The sequence below is a fragment of the uncultured Microbacterium sp. genome, from assembly GCF_963528945.1.
In the GTDB taxonomy this organism is placed as follows: Bacteria; Actinomycetota; Actinomycetes; order Actinomycetales; family Microbacteriaceae; genus Microbacterium.
The window spans coordinates 583,144-599,695 of record NZ_CAURWX010000001.1 but is presented as its reverse complement, the minus strand read 5'-3'; the positions used below and the strand labels follow the sequence as shown (position 1 = coordinate 599,695).

General features: G+C 70.1%; 15 protein-coding genes. 6 read left to right on the top strand and 9 right to left on the bottom strand.

What is annotated here, in order from left to right:
• Window positions 1–215 precede the first annotated feature (215 nt).
• Complete coding sequence (locus tag RWS82_RS02655) at window positions 216–464, top strand: WhiB family transcriptional regulator (RefSeq protein ID WP_017203224.1); 249 nt, start codon at window positions 216–218, stop codon at window positions 462–464.
• 73 nt (window positions 465–537) lie between these two features.
• Here RWS82_RS02655 and RWS82_RS02650 read toward each other — a convergent pair whose 3' ends face one another.
• The gene (locus tag RWS82_RS02650; protein ID WP_314646604.1) at window positions 538–2,022 is read right to left on the bottom strand and encodes a histidine kinase N-terminal domain-containing protein; all 1,485 of its coding nucleotides are present in this window, start codon (window positions 2,020–2,022) and stop codon (window positions 538–540) included.
• Window positions 2,023–2,046: 24 nt separating this feature from the next.
• Entirely contained in the window at window positions 2,047–2,433 is a 387-nt protein-coding gene (locus tag RWS82_RS02645) for an Rv3235 family protein (RefSeq protein ID WP_314646602.1), read from the bottom strand.
• Between the two features lie 126 nt (window positions 2,434–2,559).
• Between RWS82_RS02645 and RWS82_RS02640 the strand changes: the two genes are divergently transcribed.
• Entirely contained in the window at window positions 2,560–3,168 is a 609-nt protein-coding gene (locus RWS82_RS02640; protein ID WP_314646599.1) for a hypothetical protein, read from the top strand.
• On the opposite strand, the gene RWS82_RS02635 is transcribed toward RWS82_RS02640, so the two are convergent.
• Window positions 3,156–3,431, bottom strand: coding sequence for a helix-turn-helix domain-containing protein (locus RWS82_RS02635; protein ID WP_314646596.1), 276 nt, complete (start codon window positions 3,429–3,431; stop codon window positions 3,156–3,158). The two genes, RWS82_RS02640 and RWS82_RS02635, sit on opposite strands and share 13 nt — an antisense overlap.
• A gap of 100 nt (window positions 3,432–3,531) precedes the next feature.
• Between RWS82_RS02635 and RWS82_RS02630 the strand changes: the two genes are divergently transcribed.
• Window positions 3,532–4,149 (top strand): SAF domain-containing protein, encoded by a 618-nt coding sequence (locus RWS82_RS02630; RefSeq protein ID WP_314646594.1) that lies wholly within the window; start codon window positions 3,532–3,534, stop codon window positions 4,147–4,149.
• Window positions 4,149–5,387, top strand: coding sequence for a hypothetical protein (locus RWS82_RS02625; protein ID WP_314646592.1), 1,239 nt, complete (start codon window positions 4,149–4,151; stop codon window positions 5,385–5,387). The genes RWS82_RS02630 and RWS82_RS02625 overlap by 1 nt, the downstream gene beginning before the upstream one ends.
• Here RWS82_RS02625 and RWS82_RS02620 read toward each other — a convergent pair.
• Together RWS82_RS02620 and secA are read right to left on the bottom strand one after the other, a co-directional pair.
• On the bottom strand, window positions 5,308–6,537 hold the full coding sequence (locus RWS82_RS02620) for a pyridoxal phosphate-dependent aminotransferase (protein WP_314646589.1): 1,230 nt from the start codon (window positions 6,535–6,537) through the stop codon (window positions 5,308–5,310). The two genes, RWS82_RS02625 and RWS82_RS02620, sit on opposite strands and share 80 nt — an antisense overlap.
• A gap of 68 nt (window positions 6,538–6,605) precedes the next feature.
• Window positions 6,606–9,413, bottom strand: coding sequence for a preprotein translocase subunit SecA (gene secA / locus RWS82_RS02615; RefSeq protein WP_314646587.1), 2,808 nt, complete (start codon window positions 9,411–9,413; stop codon window positions 6,606–6,608).
• 162 nt (window positions 9,414–9,575) lie between these two features.
• Between secA and RWS82_RS02610 the strand changes: the two genes are divergently transcribed.
• Both RWS82_RS02610 and RWS82_RS02605 read left to right on the top strand, forming a co-directional pair.
• Entirely contained in the window at window positions 9,576–10,190 is a 615-nt protein-coding gene (locus RWS82_RS02610; protein WP_314646585.1) for a helix-turn-helix transcriptional regulator, read from the top strand.
• Between the two features lie 68 nt (window positions 10,191–10,258).
• Window positions 10,259–11,596 carry a hypothetical protein gene (locus RWS82_RS02605; protein ID WP_314646580.1) on the top strand — a complete coding sequence of 446 codons (1,338 nt, stop codon included), beginning with the start codon at window positions 10,259–10,261 and terminating at the stop codon, window positions 11,594–11,596.
• A 54-nt stretch (window positions 11,597–11,650) separates the two neighbouring features.
• Here the strand turns inward: RWS82_RS02605 and hpf are convergent, their stop codons facing one another.
• The 4 genes from hpf to mtrB all read right to left on the bottom strand — a co-directional run bounded on the left by hpf (window position 11,651) and on the right by mtrB (window position 16,552).
• Window positions 11,651–12,307 carry a ribosome hibernation-promoting factor, HPF/YfiA family gene (gene hpf / locus RWS82_RS02600; protein ID WP_314646577.1) on the bottom strand — a complete coding sequence of 219 codons (657 nt, stop codon included), beginning with the start codon at window positions 12,305–12,307 and terminating at the stop codon, window positions 11,651–11,653.
• Between the two features lie 108 nt (window positions 12,308–12,415).
• A complete protein-coding gene (locus RWS82_RS02595; protein WP_314646575.1) occupies window positions 12,416–13,072 on the bottom strand; it encodes a phosphoribosyltransferase family protein in 657 nt (218 codons plus the stop codon).
• Window positions 13,073–13,166: 94 nt separating this feature from the next.
• Window positions 13,167–14,882, bottom strand: coding sequence for a GerMN domain-containing protein (locus tag RWS82_RS02590; RefSeq protein ID WP_314646573.1), 1,716 nt, complete (start codon window positions 14,880–14,882; stop codon window positions 13,167–13,169).
• Entirely contained in the window at window positions 14,879–16,552 is a 1,674-nt protein-coding gene (mtrB, locus tag RWS82_RS02585; RefSeq protein WP_314646571.1) for an MtrAB system histidine kinase MtrB, read from the bottom strand. The genes RWS82_RS02590 and mtrB overlap by 4 nt, the downstream gene beginning before the upstream one ends.

Genomic DNA, 16,552 nt, shown 5'->3' with positions numbered 1-16,552 from the left:
GGTTATGAGCGACAAAAAGCCTTGATTTAGAAGGTTTCCTGTAACACAATAGAAACAGTCATGTGCTCCCACAGCGGCGTGGGGCGGGCGATCCGCTCGCATCACAAATTCACGGGCATCCGCCCGCATCTCAACAGGGTAACGGATCCCGAGCCGAGACCCGAATCGAGACCTCGCATCGCGAGTCTCACGACAATCCACACCGAGGAGCCCCCATGGACTGGCGCGACAAAGCCGCCTGCTTGACCGTCGACCCCGAACTGTTCTTCCCCGTCGGGAACACCGGTCCGGCTGTCGATCAGATCGAGAAGGCGAAGACCGTCTGCGCCACCTGCACCGTGACCGAGATCTGCCTGCAGTACGCCCTCGAGACCAGCCAGGACTCGGGCGTCTGGGGCGGCCTGTCGGAAGACGAGCGCCGCGCCCTCAAGCGTCGCGCCGCGCGCGCCCGCCGCGCCTCCTGATCATCGCGAAGACCCCGCCTCGGATGCCTCCGACGGCGGGGTCTTCGCGTATGCGGAGCCGGCGTGCCCGGCCCTACTTCTGCAGCCAGCGCAGCGGGATGTCGATCACGACCTCGGTGCCCTGGCCCTCGTCGCCGTGCCACGCGATCGACCCGCCGAGTTCGCCCTGGATGAGGGTGCGGATGATCTGAGTGCCCAGTCCCTGCCCGATGCGCCCTTCGGGGAGACCATGCCCGGTGTCGCGCACGGTCACGCGCAGGTTCTCCTCCGTGCGCGTCGCGTCGATCGTGACGACGCCCTCCTGACCGGCGAGGCCGTGCTCCACCGCGTTCGTCACGACCTCGGTGAGTGCGAGCGCCAGCGGCGTGGCGTACTCACTCGGCAGAACCCCGAAGCGTCCGGTGTACTGCGTGCGCGCCCGGGTGTTCGGCGCCGACGCGACCTCGGCCACCAGCTTCAGGACCCGGTGGAACACCTCGTCGAAGTCGACCTTCTGGGTGAGCCCCTGCGCGAGCGTGTCGTGCACGACGGCGATGGAGTCGACGCGGCGCATCGCCTGCGTCAGGGCGTCTCGCGCCTCGTCGGAATGGGTACGCCGCGCCTGGATGCGCAGAAGCGACGCCACCGTCTGGAGATTGTTCTTGACGCGGTGGTGGATCTCACGGATCGTCGCGTCCTTGGTGATGAGTTCCTGCTCCTGGTGCCGCAGCTCCGACACGTCGCGGCAGAGCACGATCGCACCGATGCGGGTGCCGTGGTCCTTGAGCGGGATCGCGCGGAGAGACACGGTGACCCCGCGCGCCTCCACGTCGGTCCGCCAGGGAGCTCGTCCCGTGACGACGACAGGGAGCGACTCGTCGACCTGGCGAGACGGCGGAACGATGCGAGTGGTCACCTCGGCGAGCGACTCGCCCTCCAGCTCGTCGTCGAAGCCCATGCGATTGAAAGCGGAGAGCGCATTCGGACTCGCGAACGTCGTGATGCCGTCGACGTCGATGCGGATGAGGCCATCGGATGCACGGGGCGCGCCGCGACGCGGCGAGGTCGGCGCCGCCGGGTCGGGGAAGCTGCCGTCGGCGATCATGCGGAACAGATCGTTCGCGCAGTCGTCGAAGGTGATCTGCTGGCGAGAGGGTGTGCGCGCCTCCCCCAGGTTGGTGTGACGCGTCACGACGCCGATCACCTTCGGGGGCCGGTCGGCGGAGCGGCGCTCGCTGACGATCGGCACGGCGCGCACCCGGGTCGGCGTCTCCTCGAACCAGTCGGGAGAAGACGAGTCGACGATCTCGGCCGTGTCGAAGGCGCCCTGCACCTGCGTGCGCCACTGCGGGCGCACCCGCTCCCCCACGATGTCGCGGTAGAAGAGAGTCGCAGCGCCGCTGGGCCGGGCGTGCGCCACGGCCACGAAGGACGAATCCTCGGTCTGCACCCACACGACGATGTCGGCGGAGGCGAGGTCGGCGAGCAGCTGGCCGTCGCTGGCGAGACGGTGCAGCCATTCGACGTCGCCGTCGGTCAGTAGCCCCTGGGCATGGACGAGATCGGAGAGCGTGGACACCCCACCAGCCTACGGTCCTCGTCCTCAGAGGATGGCCAGCGACGTCGCGCGCCAGCGACGATCCATCCCCTCGAGGCGGATCGCCACGGCGCGCGTACGCCCGGGCCCCGCGACGACGACGACCGCCTCGATCACCCCGTCGACGGGCTCGGAGACGCGCAGGGAGCGCAGTTCGAAGACGGGTCGGGCCGGTGCGACACCGCGGGCGCTCCGTGCCCGGGCGGAGAGGTTCGCGCGCGTCACCAGGCTGCGGAACGCGTCTTCGCTGAACCAGCGCGCCAGCTGATCGACCTCCCGCACACCGCCGAGCACCTCGAGGACGCCCTGGGTCAGCGAACGCAGCAGGGGCGCGGGATCCGGCGAGTCTGAGGAGGGGGTGGGCTGGCGGGCGAAATACTCGTGAAGCGTCATGTCGCACTTTCCATCGGGGAAGATCGCGAGTCAGTAGAGCACGCCCGCTCGGCGCTCCGGGGGCGTCTCCCGGCGGAATGTGGATAACTCGTATATGCCCGCCCCGTCTCCCCTACGCTCGGTCGCGTGAACTGGGACCGACTCTTCGACGACCTGGAAGGTCAGCTGGCCGCCGAGTGGGAGGCCGAGCGCGCGGTGCGCGACGCGGAGTCCGAACGACTGCGCATCGCGCGTCTCACGACGCTCGACCGGCTCCGAGCGCTCTGCGTCGGCGACGCCGCCGTCGTGATCGACCTCGGCGACGGACGTCGGGTCTCCGGCGTCGTCCGGACCGTCGGGGCGGACTGGCTCGCGGTCGAGGAACCACGGGCGGCGCCGAGCCTCCCGGGATGCATCCACCTGCTGCCCCTCCATGCGGTGCACGGCGTCGGAACCGACCACGGTGCGCTGCTCCGGAGCCTCGACGACGCCCCATCGGGCACCCCGTCGCTGCATGCGCGAGCCACATTCGGCTTCGTGCTGCGAGACCTCGCGCGGCGCCGGGTGGCCGTGCACCTGTCGACGAACGCCTCGGGCGAGGTCCTCGGCACGATCGACCGCGCCGGCGCGGATCACCTCGACATCGCCATCCACGACGCCGGGGCGCCGCGCACGGCGCGCGCGGTGCGCGGCTTGCGCGTGGTGCCCTTCGCAGCGGTCGTCGGTGTGCGCGTGGTCGCCGATCAGATCCGGTGACGCGCGGCGCCCCAGACCTCCGGGAAACTGGCTTCGTTCGATTGCCGCCACAGCGCCATCCGCCGCGAGACCTCGGTCTGCTCCGCCAGGTACTCCTCGATGCTCGCCTGCTCGATGCGCCACCGCGGAGGGACTCCGACCTGCACGCCGCGGAGACGACCCTCGAGAACGAGCGCGATCGTCTCGTCGACGTCGACCTCGAGCAGCTCGGCCACCTGGCTGGGCGCGAGGAACCGCGTCTCGGCACGCGGCGAATCGGTCATGTCCCCATTGTCCTCCCCGCTCGGCGGCTCCAGACCGGTCCACGCCGACCTGTGGAGAACTTCCACGGCGATCCGCGCGTCTCTGTGACGATGGGACGCCATGAGCACTTCACCGCATCAGCGACGCGCCTTCCGCGGCGACGCGCGCTTCTTCGTCGGCATCGCCCTGGTCGCCCTCTCGGTCGGCGGGGTCTGGACGTTGCTGTCCTCGGCCGATGGCACCCGACCCGCACTGCAAGCCACCCGCACCATCGTCCCGGGTGAATCGATCTCCGCCGACGACGTCGCCGTCGTCGAGGTCGACCTCGGGGCGCTCGCCGACGACTACCTGCAACCGCACGACCTCGTCGAGGGTGCGGTCGCCGGCCGCACGGTGGGGGCCGGCGAACTCGTCCCCGCCGATGCCACCACGACATCCGACGATCGTCGCTCCACCACGATCGTCGTCGAGAGCAGCACCGGCCTTCCGCAGAGCATCGGTCCGGGCAGCACCGTCGAGGTGTGGCAGGCGCCGCCGCTCGACGACGGTCGACGGCACGACGTCCCGCGTCTGCTCCTCGGCGACGTGGTGGTGGAGTCGGTGGTCGTGCCCGAGGGCGTGCTCGCCGAGGAGACGGCCGAGGTGGAGCTCGTGATCGACCGGAGCGATGTCGCCGACGTCCTCGCCGCGATCACCGGCGGCGCCGCCCTGTCGGTCGTCCCCGTGGGTATCGCCTGATGAGTACGGTGATCGTCGCCCTCGACGGCGCGCGCGGGCGGAAGCTCGCATCGGAACTCGAGACGGAGGGTCTGCGCGCGCTGCCCGTGACGCGCGAAGGAGACCTCCCAGGGCTGCTCTCCGGCGCCGACGTCATCGTGGTTCCCGCCTCGCGCGACGTGCTCACCGCCGACCTCGTGACCGCGTGCGATCGTGCCGCCGTGCGCATCCTCGCGCTCGGCGGCGCAGACAGCCGCCTGCTCGCGCGATTCGGTCTGGCCGACGGTCTGCCCGATGACGCGGCGGGGTGGCAGGTCGCGACGGCCATCCGATCGAACGCCGCTCCCGCACCGCGCCGCGACGGACCGGCCAGACGCGTCACGGCGGTCTGGGGTCCGCACGGCTCGCCGGGTCGATCCACCCTGGCCATCCTGCTGGCCGTGGAGCTCACACGCCTGGGCCGTCGCACCGCCCTCGTCGATGCGGACACGGTCGCCCCCTCGCTCGCTCTGCTGCTCGGACTCGGTGACGAGGCCGCCGGACTCGCCGCCGCCTGCCGGCGTGCCGAACTCGGCGGACTCGACCCCGCGGAGCTCACGCGCCTGGCCGCATCCGTCGACAGCAGCGCGGGGACGCTCGACGTGCTCGCGGGCATCAATCGCCCCGCGCGGTGGCCGGAGATCTCGGGCGATCGCGTCACCACCTGCCTGCAGGTATGCCGCACCTGGGCGGAGGAGACGGTGGTCGACGTGGCCGGCGAAGTGGACGCCGACGAGGAGGTCACGTACGACGTTCTCGGACCGCGGCGCCACGCCGCCACCACCGCGGTGCTCCGCGAGGCGGACGCGGTGATCGCCGTCGCGTCTGCCGACCCCCTGGGCATCAGTCGCTTCCTCCGCGAGCAGGCGGAGGTGCGCAGGATCGCCGCTCCCACGGCGCTCAGGGTCGTCGTCAACCAGGTGCGCCCCGGCCCGCTCGGACTCGACGCGCGAGGGCAGATCCGACGCACGCTCGAACGGTTCGCGGGTATCACCGACGTGACGTTCCTGCCTCACGACCCCCGGGCCGCCGACGCCGCGCTGCTGCACAGTCGAGCGATGGCCGACCTCGTGCCCCGGTCTCCCCTGGTCGCGGGCGCCCGGGAACTCGCCGCGTCGATGGCTCCGGCGGCGTCCCCGGTCAGTTCTGCCGATAGCTCGCGAGGAAGTTCCCGAGTCGCTCGACTGCTTCGCTCAGCACGCGCGGTTCGGGAAGGGTGACGACGCGCAGGTGATCGGGAGTCGGCCAGTTGAACCCCGTTCCCTGCACGAGGAGGATGTGCTCCGAGACGAGCAGGTCGTAGACGAGCCGCGCGTCGTCGCGGATCTCGTGCACGTTCGGGTCGAGGCGGGGGAACGCGTACAGCGCACCCTCCGGCTTCACGCACGACACACCGGGGATCGACTCCAGCCCCTGCCAGGCGACGTCGCGCTGCTCGTGCAGCCGCCCCGATGGCCCGATCAGCGCATCGATCGATTGCACGCCCGAGAGCGCGGCCTGCACCGCATGCTGCGAAGGCACGTTGGGGCAGAGGCGCGTCGAGGCGAGCAGGTTGATGCCCTCGAGGAACCCCTTCGCGTGGTCCTGCGGCCCGGTGATCACGAGCCACCCGGAACGGTAGCCCGCCACCCGGTAGGTCTTCGAGAGGCCGTTGAAGGTGAGGCACAGCAAGTCGGGCGCGAGCGTGGCCGTCGGGATGTGCACGGCGTCGTCGAACAGGATGCGGTCGTAGATCTCGTCGGAGAGCAGCAGCAGCTGGTGCTCCCGCGCGATGTCCACCAGCCCTTGCAGCACCTCGCGCGAGTAGACCACGCCGGTGGGGTTGTTCGGGTTGATGATGACCATCGCCTTCGTGCGGGGCGTGATCTTGGAGCGGATGTCTTCGAGGTCCGGCTGCCAGCCGTCGTCCTCGTCGCAGAGGTAGTGCACGGGCGTGCCGCCCGCGAGGCTCGTCATGGCCGTCCAGAGCGGGTAGTCCGGCGCCGGGATGAGCACCTCGTCTCCCTCGTCGAGGAGAGCCTGCATGGTCATCGTGATGAGCTCAGAGACGCCGTTGCCGAGGAAGACATCCTCCGGGCCGAAGCGCGGGAACCCCTCGATCTCCTCGTACCGGCTCACCACGGCCCGACGAGCCGAGACGATCCCCTTGCTGTCGCTGTAGCCGTGGGCGGTGGGCAGGGCCGCCAGCATGTCGTGCACGATCTGGTGCGGGGCCTCGAAGCCGAAGATGGCCGGGTTTCCGGTGTTGAGCTTGAGGACCCGGTGGCCCTCGGCCTCCAGTCGCGCCGCCTCGACGAGGGCGTTTCCGCGGATCTCGTACAGGACGTTCTTGAGCTTCGACGACTGGTCGAAGTGGCGCGATGGTGTCATTGCGCAAGCCTACAGGGACGCCGAGAGGGCCAATCCGCACGGACTGGCCCTCTCGATACGCGCTGCGCCTACTTCTTCTTCTTGGCCTGAGCGCGGCGCTGTTCGCGGTTGCCCGAGGCCGGAGCCGCCGCATCCGTCTTCTGCCCGAAGGCGCCGCGGGGCGCCTCTTCGGCGTCCTCCGCCTGCGGTGCCTGCGCGCGGGCCGCGGCCTGCCGCATGCGGTCGGTCGCCGCCTGCTGCACCTGGCCGCGATCGTTGCGAACCTCGACCTCGCCGGCGTCGTTCGCCGCGGAGTACTCCAGGCGCTGATCCGCTCCACCCTCGGTCAGGCCCTTCGCCTCGACCTCGGTGACCTCCTCGGAGTCGCCGGCCTTCCGCACCTCGACCTCGAGGTTGTAGAGGTAACCGACCGACTCCTCCTTGATCTGGCCCATCATCGACTGGAACATGGCGTACCCCTCGCGCTGGTACTCGATGAGGGGATCGCGCTGGGCCATGGCGCGCAGGCCGATGCCGTCCTTGAGGTAGTCCATCTCGTAGAGGTGGTCGCGCCAGCGGCGGTCGAGGACCTGCAGCACCACGCGGCGCTCGAGCTCTCGGGTCGCGGCCTCGCCGAGCGCCTTCTCACGCGCCTCATAGGCGATCTTGGCGTCGGACAGCAGCTCTCGTGTAAGACCGTCCGCGGTGATCCCGCCCTTGCGTCCCGCCGCCTCCGCAACGACCTCGTCGATCGTGACGTCGACCGGGTAGAGGGTCTTCAGCTCGGTCCACAGCGCGTCGAAGTCCCAACTCTCGTTGTGTCCCTCGCCGGTGTGATCGCGCACGACGCCGCTGATCGCATCCTCGATGAAGTGCTGCACCCGGTCGGCGATGTCGTCGCCCTGCAGGATGTGGCGGCGGTCGGCGTAGATCGCCTCGCGCTGGCGGTTGAGCACGTCGTCGTACTTGAGCACGTTCTTGCGCATCTCGGCGTTGCGCGCCTCGACCTGCGACTGCGCGCTGCGGATGGCCCGCGACACCAGGCCGGACTCGATCGGCACGTCGTCGGGGAAGTTCGTGCGGGCGAGGATCGCCTCCGCGGCGCCGGACTGGAACAGACGCATCAGGTCGTCGGTGAGGCTCAGGTAGAAGCGGCTCTCGCCGGGGTCGCCCTGACGGCCGGAACGACCGCGCAGCTGGTTGTCGATGCGGCGCGACTCGTGACGCTCGGTGCCCAGGACGTAGAGCCCACCGGCCTCGGCGACCTTGCGGCCCTCCTCCTCGACGGTGGCCTTCATGGCCTCGTAGGCCTCGTCCCAGGCCTCCTCGTACTCCTCCGGGGTCTCGACGGGGTCGAGGCCCTTCGACTTGAGCTCCTGTACGGCGAGGAACTCCGCGTTCCCACCGAGCATGATGTCGGTGCCTCGTCCGGCCATGTTGGTGGCCACGGTGACAGCGCCGAGGCGACCCGCACGAGCGACGATCTCGGCCTCGCGCGCGTGGTTCTTCGCGTTGAGGACCTCGTGCTTGACGCCCTTCTTGGCGAGGAGCCGAGAGAGGTACTCGCTCTTCTCGACGCTCGTGGTGCCGACCAGCACGGGCTGGCCCTTCGCGTGGCGCTCGGCGATGTCCTCGACGACCTGCGCGAACTTCGCCGTCTCGTTCTTGTAGACGAGGTCGGACTGGTCCTTGCGGATCATCGGGCGGTTGGTGGGGATCGGGATCACACCGAGCTTGTAGGTCGACATGAACTCGGCGGCCTCGGTCTCGGCCGTTCCCGTCATACCGGCGAGCTTGTCGTACAGACGGAAGTAGTTCTGCAGCGTGACGGTGGCGAGGGTCTGGTTCTCGGCCTTGACCGGCACCGCCTCCTTCGCCTCGATGGCCTGGTGGATGCCCTCGTTGTAGCGGCGTCCGACCAGGATGCGTCCGGTGTGCTCGTCGACGATCATGACCTCGTCGTTCATGACGACGTAGTCGGTGTCTTTCTTGAACAGGGCGAGCGCCTTGATCGAGTTGTTCAGGAACGAGATCAGGGGCGTGTTCGCCGACTCGTAGAGGTTGTCGATGCCGAGGTAGTCCTCGACCTTCTCGATGCCGGGCTCGAGGACGCCGACGGTGCGCTTCTTCTCGTCGACCTCGTAGTCGACGCCCGGCTCGAGGGTGCGGGCGATCTTGGCGAACTCGGCGAACCACCGGTTGGCCTCGCCGGACGAGGGGCCCGAGATGATGAGCGGCGTGCGGGCCTCGTCGATGAGGATCGAGTCGACCTCGTCGACGATCGCGAAGAAGTGCTCGCGCTGGACGAGGTCCTCCTTGCGCCACGCCATGTTGTCGCGGAGGTAGTCGAAGCCGAACTCGTTGTTCGTGCCGTAGGTGATGTCGGCGGCGTACTGCTCGCGGCGGACGGCCGGGGTCTGGCCGGACACGATGTTGCCGGTCGACATCCCGAGTGCGCGGAACACGCGGCCCATCAGTTCGGACTGGTAGGTCGCGAGGAAGTCGTTGACGGTGATGACGTGCACGCCCTTGCCCGCGATCGCGTTGAGGTACGCGGGGAAGGTGGCGACGAGGGTCTTTCCCTCACCGGTCTTCATCTCGGCGATGTTCCCGAGGTGCAGAGCCGCTCCGCCCATGATCTGCACGTCGTAGGCGCGCATGCCGAGTGTGCGCTTCGCGGCTTCGCGCACGGCGGCGAACGCCTCGGGCATGAGCTGGTCGAGCGTCTCGCCCTTCTCGTAGCGCGCGCGCAGCTCGACCGTCTCGTTGCGCAGCTCGTCGTCGGTGAGGCGCGAGATGTCCTCCTCCAGAGCCCCTACGGCCTTGACTACCTGATTGAGGCGACGGATGATCCGCCCCTCGCCGGCGCGCAGCAGCTTCTCAAGAGGATTGGCCACGGATGTCATCTCCCTGTCAGTGGGTACAGAACCGAGCCGCGCAGGGCGCGGCCGGGCATACGGTGTCATGTTACCGGCCCGTGACCTCCACGTCGCCTGCACGACGCTGCTCCGACCCGTTTCCAGGTATGCATATGCTGGGAAAGCACTTCAGGAGGTCGCATGTCCGTCCGTCTCAGTCTGCTGGCGATCCTCGACCAGGGTCCCTGCTACGGCTACCAACTCCGCCACGAGTTCGACCGGAGGACCGGTTCGATCTGGCCTCTCAATGTCGGCCAGATCTACAACACCCTCGAGCGCCTCGAACGCGACGGCCTCGTCCGCCGTGGGGAGACGGATGCCCAGGGCCACGTGTACTGGCGGATCACCGACACCGGCTCCGACGAGGTGGCGCGCTGGCTCTCCTCTCCCGTGCGGCGCACGACCGCTGCGCGCGACGAGGTCGCGATCAAGCTCACGATCGCCGCGACCCTTCCCGGGGTCGACGCCGACGCGGTGATCTCGGCGCAGCTCGCGGCGATCCGCGAGCACCTGGCTCTGTTGCGCGCAGGCGCCCCCGCGGTGGAGAGCCACGGCGACGCGGAGGTCCTGGCGCGCTCTCTGGTGCTGGACGCGGCGCTGTTCGACGCCGAGGCCGAGGAGCGCTGGCTCGAGCACCTGCGCCGGCGCCTGGCCGAGCATCCCGCGCACGCCCTCGCTCTCGGCCTCGCGACGGACCGACCGAAGCGCGGACGCCCGGCGAAACCCGCGGAATCCCCCGCTCCCGCCGTCGCCTGACGACCCGCCGCGTTCGCCCGGAGCGGATGCACAGGCACCCCGCCCTCCACGGAAAGTAGGATCAGCACATGGCAGGTTTCTGGGGCAGACGCAAGCGCGACGAGGAAGCCCTCGCGGAGCAGGACGCGGATCTCGCACGGCAGGCGGAGCAGGCGCTGGTCGCGGCTGACGAGCGCATCCGCACGACGTCGGACGAGTTGGCGTTCGCCGAGGCCGAGTTGGGCGGCTCGCTGACCGCCGATCTCAAGAAGGCGCTCGACGCCGTGCGCACGCATCTGCGCGAGGCGTTCCAGCTGCATCAGCTCAACCACGACGAGATCCCCGACACCCCCGAAGAGCTGCGCAGGCGCAACGCGCGCATCGTGCAGCTCTGCGACTGGGCGCAGGACCTGCTCGACGAGAAGACCGGGGTGCTCGCCGAGTCCATCGCGAAGGTGAGGCGTGCGCCGGAGATCGTCGCGAAGGTGCGGGCGGATGCCGCGTCGCTGCAGGAGCGGATCCCCGCAACGACCGCCGCGATCGAGCGCCTGTCGGCGCGTTACTCCCCCTCGGCGATGATGCAGATCACGGCGAGTGCGCGGGAGGCGGAGCAGCTGATCGCGTTCGCGACGCACGGCGCGTCGGTGTCGGAGCGACGCCGGGCCGCCCGGCAGAACGAGGAGGCGAACCTCGCTCTCGAGACGGCCACTGAGGCGACCCGACGTGCAGCGAACCTGCTCGACGCCGTCGAGGACTTCGAGATCGAGGCCCTCCGGGCCGAGTCGACGCTCGCCGAAGTCGTCGCCGATTCGCGGAGCGACCTGATCGCCGCTCGTACGGCTCCCCCCGTCCCGGCGGTCGCGGAAGCCGTCACCGCGCTGCAGGACGCACTGAGCTCGCTGACGCCGTCCGGTGAGCCCAACGACCCCTTCGCCGAACTCTCCCACCTGCGTGCGGCGAACACCGCTCTCGACGATGCGATCGCCAAGGCCCGCCACCGCGCGGAGAACCCGCTCCCCTCGCTCGCGCAGGTGCAGCACGCGCTCGACGACGCCGACCGTCAGCTCGGCGTGGCCCGCGGTCTCATCGCCGGTCATCGCGGCTGGATCGGTGCCGACGCGAGGACCCGTCTCGCGGAGGCTGAGCGCCTGCGTGTCGACGTGAGCGACCTCCTGCCTGCGGAGGACACGCGGGAGCAGGCGCTCCTGGGCGCCCGACGCGTCGCGCATCTGGCTTCCGAGGCGCTCCAGCTCGCGCAGCGCGACATCGACTCCGCGCGTCCGCAGAACCAGGGATGGGGCGGCGACGGCGGTTGGGGCGGCGGCGGATGGGGCGGCGGCGGCCGTCGCGGTGGAGGCGGCGACGTGGCGTCGGGCATCCTGGGCGGCCTGGTCATCGGCAGCATCCTCGACGGCATCTTCGACTGACCGCAGACGACAGACGGCCCGACCCCCTCCGGGGCCGGGCCGTCGTCGTACAGATCAGGAGGCCAGCGCCTCGGCGGGCGGAGCCGCGGTGTCGAGCGCGATCACTCCGTAGTCCCAGCCCTTGCGCCGGTAGACCACGCTCGGGTGATCGGTGCGAGCGTCGACGAAGAGGAAGAAGTCGTGGCCGACGAGCTCCATACGGTCGACGGCCTCTTCGACGGTCATCCACTCCGCCTCGAAGCTCTTCGTCCGGATGACGACGGGCGAGTACTCCTCGTCCTCCTCGTTCTGCACCGGGATGCTCCCGGTGGCGACCGCTTGCAGCACCTCGACCGAGGCGGGCTGCACGTCGATGCCCTCCAGCGAGCCGCTGCCCTTCTCGAAGTGCGGTCCACGAGGATGCTGTCGGCCGTCGACCCGCTTCTCCTTCGCGCGTCGCAGCTGCTCGGCCATCTTGTCGACCGCGAGATCGAACGCGACGAACTTGTCGCCGTCGGTCGCCTCGGCGCGCACGACGGGGCCCTTGCCGATGAGCGTCAACTCGACCGTCTCCTCGGGGACCTGCCCGTTCCGGTACACACGATGGGTGACCTTCACGTCGAGACGTTGCGCTCGAGCGGCGAACGTCTCGATCTTGGCGATCTTCTCCTCGACAACGGTTCGGAAGCGATCGGTGATACCCACTCCGACGCCAACGATGCTCGTTTCCATTGCTGCCTCCTTGTCCCGGTCCTCCCGGCCAAGGGCGGACCGTGGTCGCCTTGTGACCCCCCACGCTAGTCCGGTTGCCGGTGGATGTCACGGTCGGCTTCCTCCGTGTCACGGGTGAGTCGCCGCAGAGTCCGCCGGGAATCGGAATCTCCTCGGCGTGGCGGCGAGCGCGATCGCCCCGACGACCTCGACTCCCGCCTCGCCCAGCACTCGACAGCCCTCATCGAGCGTGGCCCCGGTCGTCACGACATCGTCCATCAGGACGACACGGGTGGCGCGCGTCGGGCGCGCGACGAAGCTCCCCCGCACGTTCCGAGCACGCTCCTCGACCCCGGCGCCGCGCTGATCGCGGTGCCGCCCGACGTGGCGGAGCATACGCAGGGGTGAGGCGCCGGCGGCGCGCAGCAGGGTCTCGGGAACCCGGTATCCGCGAGCGCGGAACGCTGCGCGCGACGTCGGGATCGGCACGACGCCGTCGAGGCCCTCCAGATCGATCACGGCGGCGAGCGCCGCGCCCAGGGGCGCCGCGAGCCGCGTCTGCCCCGCCCCTTTGAGCGCCCGGATGCAACGCGCGCCCACCCCGGTGAACTCCATCGCCGCGCGCACGCTCTGCCCGCCGGGCGTGCGAACGGTGAGCGGCGCAGCCCTCAGCGCCCGCCGGCAGGACGGGCAGAGCACCGCACCGATGCGGTCGCATCCGGCACACGAGGCGGCCAGCACGAGAGCGAGGATCTCGTCGATCAGGTCGGTCAGTCGGGAGGTCATCCCGTGATCCTCCCCGGGAACGACGTCCAGCGGGGGCGACCCCCTCCGCCGTGTGGATGATCGACCCGGCGGCTCCCGAGTGCAGGACGAGTGACTACTGCCCGGCCCGGGTGGCCAGCACCGCCACGCCGGTCGCGATCTCGCGCCAGGCCGAGCCGGCGTGGGTGAACAGGGCGCCATCGGTATCGAGAACACGGACGCCCGCTGCGCTACGCGCCCCGGCGAGGGCGGTCGCTCCGGCGGGGCTCGACTCCGCGAAGCCGACGCCGCCCACCATCTGCGTGACGAGTTCGGGGCTCTCCGGGTCGACGAGAAGACCGATCCGGTAGTCGCCGATCCACACGAGCCCGTCGACGGCGGCGTCGATGCGCCGGAGCTGCGTCATCTCGCCGATGGCCGTCGGTGTCCCGTCCTCGTCGCGGACGATGGCCGAGACCACCGCCCACCGTTGCGCACCGACGGTGATGACCGCGGCGATGCGCGCCCCGTCCGCCGAGACACGGATCGCCTCCACCGACGATGCGTCCGGCCAGGCATCCGCGATCTTCTGCTCCGCCACCTCCGAGCTCCACGCCGTGAGCGCGGCGGGGGCGCCGGAAGGCACGGACCAGGTGTAGCCGTAGGGGTCGAGCGACGGCGCGACGAGGCCGTCGCGGAGGTCGAGCTCGTCGACGCGACCATCCGAGACGAGGTACACGTGACGGTCGGAGAGCTGCACGGCCGCACGGGTGTCGTCCGCCGCGACGTCGATCGTCACGATCGGCTGCGCGATGCCCGTGAGCTCCTCGCTGATGGCGTCGATCGGCACCACCTCGTCGCCGACGATCGACCCGAACGCACCATCGAGCAGCACCAGCGGCCCCGTGTCGGCGGGCGGATCGACGACGCTCACGATGCCGGCGTCGAGGCCACGGCCGTCGACCGTGAAGCGCACCTGCGCGACGTGCACCCCCGAAGCCTGGAGGGTCGCCTGCAGTTGCGTGCGCATCCGCGCGAGCGTGGCCGAGTCGAGGCTGGAGGCGGGCCGGGTGAGAGCGACCTCGGCGACCTGGTTCGCGTTGATCGGCACCGCGTCCTGCGCGAGTTGCACGTCGGCCGGGAACGCCGACTGCACGGCCGGATCGAGCCAGGCGCTCGGCTCCCCGCCGATCAGCGCCCGGGTCACCGTGGTCGCGATGCTCGCCCGTCGGGGGAACCACCGCAGGTCGGGCACCAGCCGCGACCACGTGCTGTCGAAATACTGCAGCGGGTAGCCCTCGAACACTTTGGCGAATCGGTCCTGATCGATCACGACCCCGTCCGGCGCCTGGGAGATCCGCCACTCACCGTTCGTGCGCTCGAGCGCGAAGGCCAGGTTCGACGACCCGGGCGACGACGAGTACGCGCCCGCCGCGTCGACGCTGGCGACCTGGGCGAGCACGACGTCGACGCCGGCCTCCTGCGCCTCGTCGTCGTCCTCGGCGACGTTCGACGAGACCGAGCGCTCGATGGCGGACGCGTCGATCGACACGCCCGTCCCCGGGCGCCAGTCGCGTTGCATGTCCGGCGTGAGGAATCGACGCGCGATCTCCCAATTGTCGGCCGGGGTGATCGACGCCTCCATGAAGCCCTCGACGATCTCCTGCGGGTCGGCTCCCGGCGCCGGCCCCGAGGCGAGGGGGAGGAAGTCGGTGTCGTCCGGCGACTCCCCCAGCTCGAGACCCACGTTGACGTCGCCGTTCGTCGGAAGTCCGGTGCAGGCGCTCAGCATAAGAGCCGTCGCCGCGGCGAGGGCGCCGGCGCGCAGCAGACGACGCAGCCTCCCCGTCATCGCAGGTCTCCCGTCGCATCGCGGAGCTCGGCGAGCGAGATCGGCTGCGTCGCGTCGCCCAGCTCGGCGAGCGGTTGCTGCGGCTCGACGGGGATCGGGCTCGGGCCGTCCAGCTCGGTGCCGTGCCGGGGCAGGGTCAGGACGAAGTTCGTGCCCACGCCGATCTCCGACCACACGGCGAGCGTTCCCCCGTGCAGCATCGCGTCGCCGAGGGCGATCGACAGGCCGAGACCGGTGCCGCCGATCGTGCGCTGCCGCGAGGGGTCTGCGCGCCAGAACCGGTCGAAGACCCGCTCGGCGTCGGCGGGCGACATCCCCAGGCCCGAGTCGCGCACTCCGGCGGCCACCGCGTGCTGGTTGCTGTCGACCGTGACCACGATCGGCCGCCCCTCTCCGTGCTCGATCGCATTGCCGATGAGGTTCCGCAGAACGCGACGCACGCGCCGCGGGTCCATGTCGACCGGTGAATAGCCGCCCGGTGCGACCAGACGCAGCTCCGATCCGTGACCGTCGGCGAGTGGGCGCATCTGCTCGATCACGTCTTCCGCCACGTGGGCGAGGCTCGTCGCCTCGAGTTCGAGCTGGACGGAACCCGCGTCGTATCGGCTGATCTCGAGCAGGTCCGCCAGCAGCGTCTCGAAGCGCTGCACCTGTGCGTGCATGAGTTCCGCCGCGCGGGCGGTGATCGGATCGAAGTCCTCCCGCTGATCGTTGAGCATGTCGGCCGCGAGCCGGATCGTCGTCAGCGGGGTGCGCAGCTCGTGCGACACGTCGGAGACGAAGCGCTGCTGCACGAGCGACAGCTCGCCCAGTTCCTTGATCTGCGCCTCGATGCTGTCGGCCATCGCGTTGAAGGAGCGACCGAGTGTGGCGAGCTCGTCCTCGCCGTGCACCTCGAGCCGGACCCCGAGGTCGCCCGAGGCGAGGCGGGCGCTCGTCTCGGCGGCCTGGATGATCGGTGTCGAGACCGTGCGGAGCACGAACCACGAGATGGTGGCGACGATCGCGACCAGGCCGATGCCCGCGATCCACAGGGTGCGCTGCACGAACACGAGCGTCTGGTCAGCATCCGACAGGTCGTAGGCGACGTAGATCTCGAAGGGTCCAGCCTCGGGGACGACCAGCTGCTGACCGACGATGATCCCCGGGACCTCACCGCCGCCGTCGACGGGCAGCGCGACCGACTGCCACGCCTGCCGGTCGTCGAACTTCACGACGCGTGCGCGCAGACCGTCGCTGAGGAGGCTCGCGCTGAGCCCGGCGGTGAAGCCGTTGAGACGAACGGCGTCGGCATCGGAGTCGATGCGGATGCCGGTGAGCAGGTCGGCGTTGGAGTTGCGCGCGATGCCCTCCTGCACGGAGTTCCACAGGTCGGCCAGCGCCGCGGGATCGTCGCCCACCTCGGCGACGTCGAACGTGCTCTGGGCGATGTCGACCGCACGACGAGCGTCTTCGAGGGCCTGGTTCTTGCGGGAGACGAACAGGTCGTTCTGGATCACGAGCGCCATCGTCACGCACGTGATGAAGATCGCCAGCGATGTGGCGACGAGGGTGACCGCGAGGGTGCGGAAGCGCAACGAGCGACGCCAGGACGCCGCGAGAAGGGTCGGCCAGCCTCGCCAGTCGCGCAGGACGGCGACCGTCGTGGTGGTCGCGTTCGTAGCGGCCAT

Excerpts from the sequence above, each read along its gene's own strand:
- RWS82_RS02630 (WP_314646594.1), top strand. The coding sequence starts at position 3,532 with ATGAGCACTTCACCGCATCAGCGACGCGCCTTCCGCGGCGACGCGCGC.
- RWS82_RS02655 (WP_017203224.1), top strand. The coding sequence starts at position 216 with ATGGACTGGCGCGACAAAGCCGCCTGCTTGACCGTCGACCCCGAACTG.
- RWS82_RS02590 (WP_314646573.1), bottom strand. The coding sequence starts at position 14,882 with ATGACGGGGAGGCTGCGTCGTCTGCTGCGCGCCGGCGCCCTCGCCGCG.
- RWS82_RS02635 (WP_314646596.1), bottom strand. The coding sequence starts at position 3,431 with ATGACCGATTCGCCGCGTGCCGAGACGCGGTTCCTCGCGCCCAGCCAG.
- mtrB (WP_314646571.1), bottom strand. The coding sequence starts at position 16,552 with ATGGCCGCTACGAACGCGACCACCACGACGGTCGCCGTCCTGCGCGAC.
- RWS82_RS02595 (WP_314646575.1), bottom strand. The coding sequence starts at position 13,072 with ATGACCTCCCGACTGACCGACCTGATCGACGAGATCCTCGCTCTCGTG.
- RWS82_RS02625 (WP_314646592.1), top strand. The coding sequence starts at position 4,149 with ATGAGTACGGTGATCGTCGCCCTCGACGGCGCGCGCGGGCGGAAGCTC.
- RWS82_RS02605 (WP_314646580.1), top strand. The coding sequence starts at position 10,259 with ATGGCAGGTTTCTGGGGCAGACGCAAGCGCGACGAGGAAGCCCTCGCG.
- RWS82_RS02610 (WP_314646585.1), top strand. The coding sequence starts at position 9,576 with ATGTCCGTCCGTCTCAGTCTGCTGGCGATCCTCGACCAGGGTCCCTGC.
- RWS82_RS02620 (WP_314646589.1), bottom strand. The coding sequence starts at position 6,537 with ATGACACCATCGCGCCACTTCGACCAGTCGTCGAAGCTCAAGAACGTC.
- hpf (WP_314646577.1), bottom strand. The coding sequence starts at position 12,307 with ATGGAAACGAGCATCGTTGGCGTCGGAGTGGGTATCACCGATCGCTTC.
- RWS82_RS02645 (WP_314646602.1), bottom strand. The coding sequence starts at position 2,433 with ATGACGCTTCACGAGTATTTCGCCCGCCAGCCCACCCCCTCCTCAGAC.